This window comes from Collinsella tanakaei (assembly GCF_021531055.1).
Lineage (GTDB): Bacteria > Actinomycetota > Coriobacteriia > Coriobacteriales > Coriobacteriaceae > Collinsella > Collinsella tanakaei_B.
The window spans coordinates 161431-174785 of the sequence record NZ_JADYTL010000003.1; the positions used below are offsets into that span (position 1 = coordinate 161431).

General features: G+C 62.7%; 9 protein-coding genes and 1 other RNA gene. 2 read left to right on the forward strand and 8 right to left on the reverse strand.

Features of this window, described 5'->3' with window-relative positions; genetic code table 11:
* Position 1 precedes the first annotated feature (1 nt).
* From I6E04_RS04350 to I6E04_RS04360, 3 genes are all read right to left on the reverse strand, one after another.
* On the reverse strand, positions 2-1414 hold the full coding sequence (locus I6E04_RS04350) for a SpaH/EbpB family LPXTG-anchored major pilin (protein WP_235421940.1): 1413 nt from the start codon (positions 1412-1414) through the stop codon (positions 2-4).
* 61 nt (positions 1415-1475) lie between these two features.
* The gene (locus tag I6E04_RS04355; RefSeq protein ID WP_235421941.1) at positions 1476-4817 is read right to left on the reverse strand and encodes a DUF7601 domain-containing protein; all 3342 of its coding nucleotides are present in this window, start codon (positions 4815-4817) and stop codon (positions 1476-1478) included.
* Between the two features lie 455 nt (positions 4818-5272).
* Complete coding sequence (locus tag I6E04_RS04360) at positions 5273-6115, reverse strand: tyrosine-type recombinase/integrase (RefSeq protein ID WP_235421942.1); 843 nt, start codon at positions 6113-6115, stop codon at positions 5273-5275.
* A gap of 242 nt (positions 6116-6357) precedes the next feature.
* Here I6E04_RS04360 and ssrA point away from each other — a divergent pair.
* Both ssrA and I6E04_RS04370 read left to right on the forward strand, forming a co-directional pair.
* Positions 6358-6726: a transfer-messenger RNA gene (ssrA, locus tag I6E04_RS04365) on the forward strand.
* A gap of 968 nt (positions 6727-7694) precedes the next feature.
* The gene (locus I6E04_RS04370) at positions 7695-8147 is read left to right on the forward strand and encodes a hypothetical protein (protein WP_235421943.1); all 453 of its coding nucleotides are present in this window, start codon (positions 7695-7697) and stop codon (positions 8145-8147) included.
* Positions 8148-8234: 87 nt separating this feature from the next.
* Here the strand turns inward: I6E04_RS04370 and gatB are convergent, their stop codons facing one another.
* The 5 genes from gatB to I6E04_RS04395 all read right to left on the reverse strand — a co-directional run bounded on the left by gatB (position 8235) and on the right by I6E04_RS04395 (position 13333).
* Positions 8235-9920 carry an Asp-tRNA(Asn)/Glu-tRNA(Gln) amidotransferase subunit GatB gene (gene gatB / locus I6E04_RS04375; RefSeq protein ID WP_235421944.1) on the reverse strand — a complete coding sequence of 562 codons (1686 nt, stop codon included), beginning with the start codon at positions 9918-9920 and terminating at the stop codon, positions 8235-8237.
* A complete protein-coding gene (gene gatA / locus I6E04_RS04380; RefSeq protein ID WP_235421945.1) occupies positions 9917-11431 on the reverse strand; it encodes an Asp-tRNA(Asn)/Glu-tRNA(Gln) amidotransferase subunit GatA in 1515 nt (504 codons plus the stop codon). Before gatA ends, gatB begins: the two co-directional genes overlap by 4 nt.
* Positions 11431-11742, reverse strand: coding sequence for an Asp-tRNA(Asn)/Glu-tRNA(Gln) amidotransferase subunit GatC (gene gatC, locus I6E04_RS04385; protein ID WP_235421946.1), 312 nt, complete (start codon positions 11740-11742; stop codon positions 11431-11433). The genes gatA and gatC overlap by 1 nt, the downstream gene beginning before the upstream one ends.
* 497 nt (positions 11743-12239) lie before the next feature.
* Complete coding sequence (locus I6E04_RS04390; RefSeq protein ID WP_235421947.1) at positions 12240-12488, reverse strand: HPr family phosphocarrier protein; 249 nt, start codon at positions 12486-12488, stop codon at positions 12240-12242.
* Between the two features lie 308 nt (positions 12489-12796).
* Positions 12797-13333: a PTS sugar transporter subunit IIA gene (locus tag I6E04_RS04395; RefSeq protein WP_235421948.1), complete on the reverse strand. Its 537-nt coding sequence runs from the start codon at positions 13331-13333 to the stop codon at positions 12797-12799.
* Positions 13334-13355 lie beyond the last annotated feature (22 nt).

Consider the following 13355-nt stretch of genomic DNA (forward strand, 5'->3'; position numbering starts at 1 on the left):
ACTACTTGATGTTCGCGGAACGCTTGCGGTACACGAGCGTGCCGGCAGCCGCAACGACGATGATGCCGCCGGCCACGTAGAAGATCGTGGTGCCCATGCCACCAGTGGTGGGCAGGAGGGAACCGGCCTTGTTGACGACGTGGACGCCGCCGTGATCCCAAATACCGCCATCGACAGTTGCCTCGTTGTTGGCATCCTTAATAGTGATCTCAACGCGCTCGGCAAGCTTGTTGTATCCGTCGGGAGCCTTGGTCTCCTCGAGCCAGTAGGTGTCGGAATCAAAGCCATAAATCCTGAGCTGGCCGTTGACGGTGGTGATGTACTCGACACCCTTCTCGCCGTCCTTGGCGAGGCGATACACGCCGTCGGACACCTTGATGAGGGCGATCTCGTTGCCACCGGTCTTGGCGTTGAAGAGCTTGAACTGGGCACCGTCGAGGACCACGTTGCTACCGTCGGTCTTCACGACGTCGACCTTATAGGTGTAGGTCTTGGTCTCGTCCCACTCGGTGTAAATCCCGTCACCGTACTCGAGTCGGGTCTTGTTGGGGTTGTCCTCGTCAGCGATCAAGGCGTTCTCGTTCAGCACGGCGGTATAGGTGACCTCAATCTTGGTCTCAGTCTTGATGGAGTCGAGGTAAGCCTGGGTGAACGTGACGTGGAAGTCGCAGCCGTCGTTGAGACCTTCGGTGGTAACGGTATAGTCCTCGCCCTCGGTCAGGCCGGTCACCTTGATGGAATCCTTGTTGAGCGTAAGGCCGGCGGACAAATCGTCGTGCAGAACATAGTTCTGCGCGCCTTCGCTAGCGGTGATGGTCGTCTTGAACGGAACCGTATCACCGATCTCAGCGGTGCTGCTGTCGCCCCAGCTGCCGTTAGAATCCTCCTGGACCTGCTTCTCAACGGGCGGAACCTTGTTCTTCTCCTTCATCTCGACGTTCGGAATCGTGGTGTCGAGCGAGCAGAGGGAGCCGACCGTGGTGTCCACGAGGTAGTAACCGAGGTTCAGGCCGGTGAACTGGACCGTAGCGTTATCTGCGGTCTTGGTGGCGGCAGGGCTGATGCTGTTCGCCTCGGCGTACGCGAGCGCGGCCTTGGCAAAGGCGGCGACATCGGCATCCTTGACCCACGTCACATAGCCCTGGTCGTCGATGCTGACGTACTGGGTCTGGGACTTGAGCCACTCGGCCCAATCGTCGTTCGCCTTGTAGGAGTAGGCCTTGGCATCGGTGTTGTAGCTCTCGAGCACGAGCACCTGATAGGCCTTGTAGGTGTGGCCGACCTCAGCGTTGCTGATGGTGATCGAGCCGCTGTTGTCATTGGCGCCCTGCGCCGCGAAGGCGGAGGTTGCCGTCATGGCAAAGACCATGACTGTGGCCATGACCAGGCCAAGCAGCTTCTTCAAATGCCTCATGGGTTACATCCTCTCGTTCGTTCCCATTTGGTACTTACTTGCAGATACAGACGATTCAAAATCAGCGTGACGTGCTCTTGCGCCGATGGAATCCAAGGTAGGTGGCAGTGGCCACGAGCGCGCCGCCCGCCAAGGTGAAGGCGACTGTACCCGGCCCGCCAGTGTCGGGCAGCTTTGGTCGAGCTGTGTTGGTGAATAGTACGATGCTGCTCTTACCAATCGGAGTCGTGCCCGTCACCTCAGCCGACTGGTTAGGAGTGCCGTTATCGATGGTATTGCTGACGGTAAACCCATCTACGTTGGTTTCCTTGATGGTGTAGTGGGTACCGTGCTGCAGGTAATCAATGATCACGTACTCGTTGGCCTTGAGCTTGAACGTGCCCCAGCCATCGGTCAGCAGCGAGGATTCGATCCGCTGGGTACCGTCGGCGTTGTAGCGGACGATGGAGTAGTCGGAACCCTGCGCCAAACCGTCATCGGACCAGATGTTGATGTCGAAGCTGAACTCGGTGTCGGGATCGGCGGTGCCCACAACCTGCTTCTGCACCTTAAGCTGGCCGTTCTGGTATTGCGGCGTGCCGGAGGAAACAGACGGCAGAGTGAACTGCATATAGCAGGTGGAGCCGGAAAGGCCGCGCTCGGTGTAGTAGAACTTGAGCGTGTGCTTGCCCGCATCACCCTTGGCAATGTAATCCCAGAGGTTCACGTACGCACCGACAGAGCTGTGGACGCCACCGATGTCGCAGACGAGACGACCGTCGAGGAAGACCCACATATCGTCGTCGCCGAAGAAGTAGTACTCCAGCGGGCCGACGTAGTCCTCAGTCAGCTCGAACTCGACCGTGTACTGCATGCCGAACATGCTGTTGTGATCCTGGCCATCATCGCTGACCGGGTAAAGCTTATTGCCATCGTAGCCGGAATAGTCTCCGCGATCGTTGTAGTAGCCGGTAAGACCATCCGTGCTAGGACGCCCGTCCATCGGCCAGAAGTTGTTGGTCCAGATGTGGGTATAAGGATCCTTACCAGGAGTCTGCGGATTGTTGAAGTACTCTAGACCGTCGAGATTCGCGCCCTTAACAGAACTCAACGTATAGGTGTCGCCGGCGCGATTGAAATCGAGCGACATGTCCGTATACGTAACCTTACCCGTTGCAGACCCGTCATCGAACAGGTTGGGAGCGGCAACACCATCGGCGTAGACAATATGTCCCTCACTATCGAGGCCCGTTACCAGTCCAAACGTGCAACCTTGAAGCCCGCCACCGGAGCGGTTGTACTGGTTGAGCGTATTGCCGTTCCAAGACTCATTGTGAAGACCCATGCCCGTATTGGCGTTACCAAAGGCGAGCTTGGCACCTTCTTTGTCCTCGTAGTTGCTCCCGCTGTTGATGCCATGCGATCCATTCGTAGCATCCCACGTCGTCTTACCGTCATCGGTAATGTTGTAGTCATAGAACGTCGCAGCGTTGTCGTAGTCGCTTGTCGTCTGGTTGGCGACAAGACGGATGACGGTCCCCTCCTCGATGAGGATGGTGTTCGGCTCATCGGCCTTGTTCGGGTTGTTGGTGAAGTGCAGCTCGGTCGCACCGACGATACCCTTGTGCACCTCCCAGTCGGCCTCGTTCGTGCTCGAGGCGTCCTCCTTTCCTTCCTTGAGCACCCACACCTCGTTGGCGGTGTAGTTACCGTTCTCGCGGAAGATGTTCACGTACGGAAGGCTCGGTGCCTCGAAGTAGTCGTACTCGTTCGCGGTGTAGAGCTCGGTGAGTTCCATGTGCGTGCGAATCTCACGCTTGCCGTTGCCGGCATCGACGAGATACAGGCCGGTAGTCGGCGTGTTGCCTCCGTTGGTGGGGAGCTTTCCGCCCTGATTGTTGCCACCGTTGTCGGTGTTCAGGATCTCAAGATATCCACCGGAATCGCGATCGGTGACCTCAAGATTCGCATAGTACTGCACGGTGAAGTGGGGGTTCAGCGCGTCGCGCGCAACGAGCTGCAGCGCGGGCGCGGCGGCGTTGAGCGCGAGCGTCATCGTCGGGCGCTCGGTCGCGTCCTTCTCGACCAGCACGGTGTCGAGCTCCTCGGCCTCGGTGTCCTCGACGCTCTGAAGCGCGGTCAGCGTCACGCCGACCTCGGCATCCTCGACCGTATCGTCATCGGTCTCGATGGCATTGGCGGCATTCTGCAGCGCATCGCCTGGCGTGACCTCGGCGGTCACCTCGCAACCGGAGACATCGAGCGCCTGACCGTTGTAGGTGAAGGCGAACCGGAGCGCGGAGATGTTGAGCACGCTCTCCGGATCGCTGTCGTCGACGTAAGCCTCGGCAGCCTGATAAGCGGCGTCGTCGGCACCGAGCTCGGTCGTATCCATCGCGAGGCCCTCGGCGTCGGTCGCGGCCTCCGCCTCGGCGGCATCACTCGCATCGGTGTCGGCAACGGCATCCTCGGAGGCGTCCGCCAGAGCGGCATCGCCCGACACCGTCACGTCGATCGTGTAGTTCTCGGTCTCATAGGTGAACGTATCGTCGAGGGCGACGGCGCCCGTCGCCTCGTCGACGACGTCGGCATCCTCGGTCTCGGCGGCCTCATCGTCGACCGGCTGCTCGGGCAGCAGGCCGTATCCCACGATGGCCTCGTCGTCGGCGGCATAGGTCACCTTGGCGACCTCGCCATCGACATCGCCCTCGACGACCGTGAGCTGCGCGGGGGTCTCCTCGGTCGCAGCGGCGACCTCGGTTACCACGCCCACGCGGATCTTGTCGGCAGTGTCGGAGACAGTCTCGGTGGTGTCGGCCTCAGCTTCGGTCTCGGCATCGGCCTCAACAGCCTCGTCCTCGACGGCCGCGTCCGCCTCGACGGCGTCCTCATCATCCTCGACCGCCTGCGTGAACACCAGGTCGCCCGGCTCCGCCACATGCTCGGCCGCGGCCGCGTACAGCCCGTCCTCGCTCGTCTGCAGAGTCTCGAGCCACGCTTGGGCATCCGCGTCGGAGGACATGCCCTCGACACCGGCATTCTCCACGCAGAACGACGCGAACAGCGCGTTCCACGCGGCATGCGCATCCCCGGCCCACTCGCCGTAGCGGGTGGAGCCGCGCTGCTCGCCGCCATCGAGGATCACGACGTCGTCGGCGCTCTCGCGATATCCCAGCTGGCTGTTCGCGACCGCGACGACCGCCTCGTCCCACGCGGTGGGCATATCGGCGGGCAGCGAAGCCGTCCAGGTGTCGACGGCCCCGGCGGCGTCCGCGGATTCCTCCGCGACGGTGAACGTGGGGGATGTGAACGAATACGCAGCGAAAAGCGTCGCCGCGACGGCGCAGCATGCGCCCGCTGCGATCCAGCGGCTCTTTATGCGGGAGGCGCCAGCACGTTTGCGCTTGGGAAACGCGTTTCTCATGCGCGTCACCGACCTTTCTCGACCTTGTGTACCAATCGGCAGGATCAAGGCGAGAAACGTCTCCGACCTCGGATGAAGCTCCAAAGCGCCGTGTCCGCAGGGGGTGCTTCCCGAATATGGCACCGCCGCTGCACTACATAATTTTCATTATGTAGTTGACTCCGCTTCCCGTCCCGCGAGCCGACCTGTCGTCTTATATGGCTAGCTTATGGTTTGCCTTTCCAGCTGCATACAAAACAACCCCTACAATGTATCACGTCCGGGGGGTAATCAAAAGCAGGAATTGTTCGGCGGTAGGTGGGTCGATGCACTCGGTGCCGTCGGCGGGCGGTGGCGACAATAGCGTTATCGTGCTGGAACGGTTCGAATCACACGGTCGTCTCCTTTCGAAGATCCGCCAACCACATAATGAAAATTATGTAGTCATCCCCTCAAACGCTCGTTCACCGACAGACTCACAGCACCAATCCGAGCTGTTCGATCCGACGTCGGTGCTCCACTCCGGTACTCATAATATAGATGCGCGTCGTGTTGATACTGCTGTGCCCCAGGATGTCGGCCAGTTTGGCGATGTCGTGCTCGACCGCGTAGAACGCGCGGGCGAACAGCTTGCGCAGGTTATGCGGGCAGACCTTGCTCGCCTGCACCGACGCCGCGCGACAGAGCGCCTTCATCTGAGCCCAGATGTTGCTGCGGTCGAGCGCACGACCATGCTTGGTGATGAAGATCATCCCGTGCTCGATATTGCGCGCTCGCGCATATCGCAGCAGTTTGACGCGAAGTTTGTGCGGCACGAGAATCGTGCGCACCTTGCCTTTGCACCGGACGGTGATCTCGCCACGTCGCACGCCCTCGACCGTGAAGTGGCGCAACTCGGACACGCGGATGCCCGTCGCGCAGATCGCCTGCAGCACAAGCTGTAGCCGCGGCTTGCCGCCCGCCGATTCGAGCAGGCGCCGGTACTCGGCCTGCGTGAGCTCGCGGTCCTCGGCGCAGTACGGCTTGTGCTGGATCTTGAGGCTTTTGACGCGGCAGTCCTCGCGACCCATGAACCGCAGCAGGCTGTTGACGGCTGCCAACATGGAGTTGATCGAGCGCATCGCGTAACCGCGCTCGATCAGGTATCGCTTGTACTCGATGACCAGCGGCTTTGAGACGGCTCGATGCGCGAGGTACACTTGGAAGGCGCGCACATCGCGCAGGTACTTTTCAATCGTGGCCTCGCTCTTCACGTCACGAACCAGGTATTCTTCAAAACGCGCGAGCACCGTCGCGCTGAGTTTTCCGCATGTGGCCATGGTTCCTCCTTACGGATCGTGGTGTACGGCGGATGGCCCGACGCGTCCGCATCGGACGCGTCGCCGTCTTAGCCATGCCCGCGCACGGGCGCGTCTATGTCCGACCGGTGCGCGTGCGCGCAATCTCCCCAGATAATACGTGTGTTTAAGAATGCACCGACGTGGTAGAATACCTATCCCACGGCCGCGCGCCGTGTGAACCTTGACAGGTCGAGCGCTCATGCGCCCATGACCTCCCATTCGGGGGCGACTGGTTTCGACACGATAGCTCTGAGAGAGGAAGCAGGCCGTGGTCTCCTCGCCACGTTAAACAGGGGTACCGTCAAAATGAATTGACAAGAATTCTTCTTACGAGCCCCAGCTGGCTCTTGCTGCTTAATTAATTAGCAGCACGTCGCACTCGGGAGGTTCCCCGACCCGGGTCCGATGTCATTTGAGGGGAATGCTCCCGCGCACGTAATCGGTATGGCGCGGGCTAAGATCGAACCGGTTGGGATGCCGCGAGCGTGTCGCTGCGCGCAACGCATCCGAGACCAAAACAGCGACTGAGCCTGGAGATGCCGATCAGGGGGCTTTCGTGGACCGGAGTTCGATTCTCCGCGCCTCCACCACCTATTCCCATGCGGGCGATGGCATACGCTGCCACGTCCGCATTTTCGTTTCTTAGCGCGGAGAATCGAACTCCGAGCGGGGCGCGAAGCTGAGAAAAGCGCGCAAGCGTCTTTTCCAGCGCAGCGCGCAAGGCGGCAAAGCCGCCGCAGCGGATGCGTGTTCGCGAAGCGGGCACGCGGGATTCTCCGCGCCTCCACCACCTATTCTGATGCGGGCGATGGCATACGCTGCCACGTCCGCATTTTTGCCGCGCGAAGCGCGGGCCTTCGAGCGAGATGCACTCGACGCAACGGACAGAGCTGACAGCCCGCTACGCCCGAAAACCATGTATCGCTCTAGGGCGCGATTTTTCGGTGCGATTCCCCCATCGTCCGAAGAGCCCTTGCAAAACCCCAGTTGTTTCCTGCGGCGTTATCGAGGTATATAGCCATAGGTGGCAAAGGGCACCGAAAAATCGCGCCCTAGAAGGGTTGCATGTTTTTCGCGGGGTGCCGTTTCCGTTTTTTATGCACCGCCGCATCACTTTCCTGCGATGATGCACGGAATTATGCAACGTTCATTAGGGGGACGCTCGTGGCCACCAAAGGGGGCCTGCCGTTACCAAAGAAGGCGTCCGCGCCTATCCGCCTGCCACCCGCAACGAGATCGATGCGGCAGAAGACCACCAGGCGCGATCGGCCGCCGGACGGTATCGCAACAGGCATAACGGCGTATAGCATTTGTGCATGTCAAACCACTCAGAAAGATGAACATGTCCGGTCGACGTAGATGTTTAATCGGCGAACGGTATGTGGAATCGATTCCGTATTTACTTGCCTCCACCAGCAGTTTTGCCAAAAGTCTATCGTTTTGGCCGTTTCAGGACATCTCCACACTCGTGAAAAAACGTCTAAAAGCCTTGCCGAAGGGGCACACCAGTCGCTAAGGTGCATCCAACGTTTTGGTTGCCCTCATAAGGAGGTTACACATGAACACGCAGAACGCACAGCTCGCCGGTGCCCTGGTCGGACTCGGCGCTACGATTACGCAGGCAATGGATCAGATCGAGGACTTCGTCCCCTGCGGCCACCCCGCGTCGGTCGTCATCAACGGCCTCGCGTCGCTCGACGACTCCCTGTCCGACGATGAGCGCGCCGAGCAGGTCTCCTCGGTGACCGGCCTGATCGACCACGTGAGCGAGAAGCGCGGCGTGCCGGCGCATCAGATCGCCGACGTGCTCGAGCTCGGTGGCATCAAGACGCAGCTGCTCGACGAGCTCAAGCATCTCGCGATCGCCATGAAGCCCAAGACCGACACCAATCCGAGCGTGAACGCCTGGATGTACCGTTCGCTCGCCGCCATCGAGCGCAACGGCAACCTGGACGCCGCCGCGCGCATGGCCGAGGTCCGCGCCATCAAGGCCGCCGTGGAAACGCTGTAGCCTCTACCCGGATACCCCTCTTGATGGAAGGGCGGCGCCGCGCAACGTGCACGGTGCCGCCCTTTTTCCGTATCTTGGAGCGTTCGCCTATGACAGGCTTTGCCTTAACAGCTCATTAAACAGCTTGGGGTTGCCCTGACCTCGGCTCGCCTTCATGCATTGGCCCACCAAAAAGCCGAGCACCTTCTGATTGCCGTCGCGGTACTGCTGGGCCTGATCGGCGCAGCGCGAAAGCACATCGTCCACGATCGGCTGCAGGGCACCGGCGTCGCTCACCTGGCGCATGCCGCGCTCGTCGACGATCTTCTCGGGGTCCTCGCCGCTCTCGGCCATGAGGCCGAAGACCTCGTGCGCCTGGTTGGAGCTGATCGCGTCCTCGGCGAGCAGCTTGGCGAGCGATGCCACCTGCGCGGGCGCGATGCCGCTGTCGGCCAGACCGCCGTCCACACCCTTGAGGTAGGCGGCGAGCTCGTTGACGATCAGGTTCGCCACGGCCTGCGCCGGCTTGCCCGAAAGCCCCGCCGCGGACGACTCGAAGAACGCCGCCGTCTCGGGATCGCCGGCGATCTGCTCGGCGTCGGCGCGCTTGATGCCGAAATCGGCCTCGTAGCGGTCGCGCTTGGCGTCGGGCAGCTCGGGGATCTCGGCGCGGCAGTGCTCGATGAACTCGTCGGTCAGATCGAACGGCGCGAGGTCGGGATCGGGGAACAGACGGTAGTCGTCGGCCGTCTCCTTGACGCGCATGACCACGGTGCGCTTGCGGCCCGGCTCCCAATGGCGGGTCTCCTGGTAGATGATGCCACCCTCCTCGAGCACCTCGGCCTGACGGCAGATCTCGTAGGCAAGGCCGTCGTGCAGGGCCTTGAAGGAGTTGAGGTTCTTGAGCTCGGTCTTGGTACCCAGACGGGTCTCACCGCGACGACGCAGGCTCACGTTGCCGTCGCAACGCATGGAACCGTGCTCCATGGAGCAGTCGGAGATACCGAGCGTGAGGAAGATGCGGCGCAGCTTTTCCATGAACAGGCGCGCTTCCTCGGGCGTGCGCAGGTCGGGCTCGGTGACGAGCTCGATCAGCGGCGTGCCGCAGCGGTTGTAGTCGATCAGCGACTCGCTTGCCGCCGCGATGCGGCCCTCTTCGCCGCCCACGTGCACCATCTTGGCCGCGTCCTCCTCCATATGGATGCGCAGGATGCGGATGGGCACCGTGTAGGAGCCGTCCTCGTGGCGCTCGGGCAGGGCGAGGTTGGCGGTGTCGTATCCGCTCATGGCCGACAGTGCGCCCGCGGACTCCCCGCCCGCGCGCATCTGCTGAGCCATGGCGGTCGAGAGCCCCTCGGCGTTGGCCGACGCGCTCGCCAAGCTCGCGGCCTCGGCCTCGCCGAAGGCGCAATCGGGGCGCTCGGCGGCACCGCGACCCGTGACCTCCAGGTCCAGACGACCGTGCATACAGAAGGCAACCGGACCCTGCGTGGTCTGGAAGTTCTTGGCCATGTCGGGATAGAAGTAGTGCTTGCGGTAGAACATCGAGCGCTTCTGGATCTCGCAGTTGGTGGCAAGACCGGCCTTCACGATGCTCTCGATGGCGCGCTTGTTGGGCACGGGCAGCGCGCCGGGCAAGCCCAGGCACACCGGGCAGACGTTGGCGTTGGGCTCGTCATCGTGGGAGAGCTTGCAGTTGCAGAACATCTTGGTATCGAGCGTCGTGAGCTCGGTATGGATCTCGAGACCGATCACGGCCTCCCAGTCGCGCAGGACCTCGGAAAGCTCCTTCATGCCAGCTCACCCCCCTTCCCGGCACAATCGGGTGCGACGCCGAGCGCGGGCGTACCGTCGGCGCCGGCAAAGGCGCGCTCCAGCGCGGCGGCGAACATGAGCAGCATGCGATCCTTGAACGCAGGGCCCACGAGCTGCGCGGCCACCGGCAGGCGCGAGGTGGCGCCCAGCCCCAGCGGCACCGAGATGCCGCCGTTACCCGCGATGTTGATCGAGATGGTGTACAGGTCGGACAGGTACATCTGCGTGGGATCGGAGATCTCGCCGTGGCGCCACGCGGTGCGCGGGCTCGCCGGCATGAGGATCACGTCGCACTTCTCATAGGCCGCCGCATAGTCGGCGGTGATGAGCGTGCGGGCCTTCTGCGCGGCGTAGTAGTACTTGTCGTACACGCCGCTGGACAGCAGGTAGGCGCCGAGCAGCTGACGGCGCTTGGCCTCGTCACCGAAGCCGTGGGCGCGCGACAGCGAGCTCTGCGTGTCGAGGTTGGGGCAGTCGGGCTCCTGGTAGCCGTAGCGGATACCGTCGAAGCGCGCGAGGTTGGAGAACGCCTCGGCCGGGCCGATGACGTAGTATGCGGCGATGGCGGCGTCCAGATGCGGCAGGTCGACCTCGACGAGCTCGGCACCGGCGGCCTCGAGGGCACGCGCCGCCTGCTGGACCGCGTCGCGAACCTCGTCGGTCAGGCCCTCGGCCTCCATGAAGGCGGGGATGATGCCCACCCGGCGGCCCTCGATGGAATCGGCCAGATGCTCGGTGAAGTCCACCGCGCAGTCCTGGCTCGTGCCGTCATAGGGGTCGCGGCCCGCACCCACGAGCGCGTTCATGGCGAGCGCCACGTCCTCCACGGTACGGCCGAACGGGCCCACCTGGTCGAGCGAGCTGCCGAACGCGACCACGCCGTAGCGCGACACCGCGCCGTAGGTCGGCTTGCAGCCCACCACGCCGCACAGCGCCGCAGGCTGGCGGATCGAGCCGCCGGTGTCGGAGCCGAGCGCGAGCGGGACCTCGCCCGCGGCGACCGCGGCGGCCGAGCCGCCCGACGAGCCGCCCGGGATGCGCGCGACGTCCCACGGGTTGTTGGTGGGATGGAACGCCGAGCTCTCGGTGGACGAACCGAAGGCGAACTCGTCCATGTTGGCCTTGCCCACGGGTACGCAGCCGGCGTCGAGCATGCGCTGCACGCAGGTGGCGGTGTAGACGCTCTCGTAGTTCTCGAGCATGCGTGAGGCGCAGGTGGTGCGTGTGCCCACGAGGTTCATGTTGTCCTTGATGGCAAGCGGCACGCCGGCAAGCGGTGGCAGGGGTTTGCCGGCGGCGCGGTCGGCGTCGATGCGGTCGGCCACGGCGAGTGCGAGCTCGGGCGATACCTGCAAGAACGCCTGGACCGCGCCCTCGCGTGCGGCGATGGCGTCGAGCGAAGCGGTCGCGACCTCACGCGCGCTGAACTGTCCAGCGGCGATACCCGCGGCGATCTGTGCGGCGGTCAGGGTGTCGAGGTTCGTCGCCATCAGCGCTCACCTCCCTCGCCTAGAATCGAGGGCACGCGGAAGAAGCGGTCGCGGCTGCTCGCGGCGTTGGAAAGCGCCACGTCGAGCGGCAGGTCGCGCGCGGCGAGCTCCGCGTCCTCGCGCATGACGTTGGCAAGGTCGCCGATCGGATGGAACGTGGGCTCCACATCGGGCAGGTCGTAATCGAGCACGGGCGCGAGCATATCCACTGCGTCGTTGAGATAGGCCGTCATCTGCTCGAGCTCGTCGGGCTCGAGCGCGATGCGGGCGTACTCCGCGATGCCGCGCACGTCGTTGGGGCTGAGCGCCATGGGCACTCCCTTCGTGGTATCAGTCGAACGTCCACCATTATACGCAAGCCGGACGCTCCACCGCGATGGAGTGACGATGGAAACAGGCGCGTGATGCATGAAATTGCGCCAGATGTACTTCCATGCTCATGCCGATTCGGGGCGTAGCAATCTGGTCTGGACAATTTGTTCAGATATGAAGGTTCCGGCGCGCCCGGATATCATAAAACGCTATCGATTTTGCCGTCATACAGCGTCTCAGCACACCACTCCGTTCGGCGCGTCAATGCTAATAATATAATATATTGCTTATTTAGTATATTTTCGCCGCTCAGTCCGACAGCAACCTTCATATCTGAACAAATTGCCCACCCTATCCCGCACGTGAAAAGACGCCAGGCGTGAAATTACATTAAACGTTGTTACATGCCCGTAAACGACACGAGGGTGCCGCGGCGCATCGCCACGACACCCTCGTCGCACATCGGAAACTGGGGGAACATCCCCCGATAGGTACTCTACGGCAGCACCTTGAGCAGGGCCTCCTTGGTCTCCTCCTCGTTACCGCCCACGATGGTGATGTCGATGATGTCACCCTTGTTGGCGTCGAGCGTCAGCATCTCCATCAGATCGCGACCGGACGCGGTCTTGCCGTCGAAGGTGATCTGCACATCGCTGGAGCACTGCGTCAACGTGAAGGCGACGTCCGCGACGGGGCGCGCATGCAGGCCCTCTTCCGCCTCGATGAGATGCTGGAACTTGATCATGATGGTACCTCCTGCTCAAAAGCGCGGCGGGCGATCCGCCCGCGGGGCGACACGCCCTTACGCCACTATACGCCTCCGTAGGGCGTCATTTCGATATATCTTGGGGACCGTCCCATTTGACCGGATGAATGGAGCGCGGCAGAGCCCCTGCCAGCTGAACGGTGCGCATACCACGCGATCCCGCAGCCGAGCAGCACACACCACCCGCCCTTCAACCGAACAGCGCGGACGACGGGCGCACCCCTCGTCCGCGCTGCGAACTCATCTACCTGCCAGGGCAATCCAAGCCGTTAAGGCCGCTTCGCTGCCTAGCGGACGACCTTCACCACGGCGGCGCCGGCAGCCACGGCGGACTCGGGCTCGGCCGTGAGCTGGACGTCGGCGAACTCAGCGGTGTTGGACACGGCGAGCACGACGCAGTCCGGATGACCGGCGGCCTCGATGTCGGCGCGGGTCATCTTGATGACCGGCTGGCCTGCCTTGACGGTGTCGCCCTGCTTCACGTAACCCGTGAAGCCCTTGCCGTTCATGTCGACGGTGTCCACGCCGATATGCACGAGCGCCTCGACGCCGTTGTCGGCGGTGATGCCGATGGCGTGGCCCATGGTCACGGTAACGCTGCCCGAGATCGGCGCGTAGACGATCTCGTCGTCGGGCCAGATAGCGCAGCCCTTACCCACGACCTCGCCGGCAAAGACCGGGTCGGGCACGTCGGTCATCTTGATGACGCGGCCGTTCACCGGGGCGCACAGCACGTCGACGGCCTCCTCGGCGGCAACGGCCGCAGGCGCCGCGGGGGCAGCGGGCTCAGCGTCCTTCTTCTTGAACATATCGAACAGACCCATGCTCTATCACTCCTTTATTTCG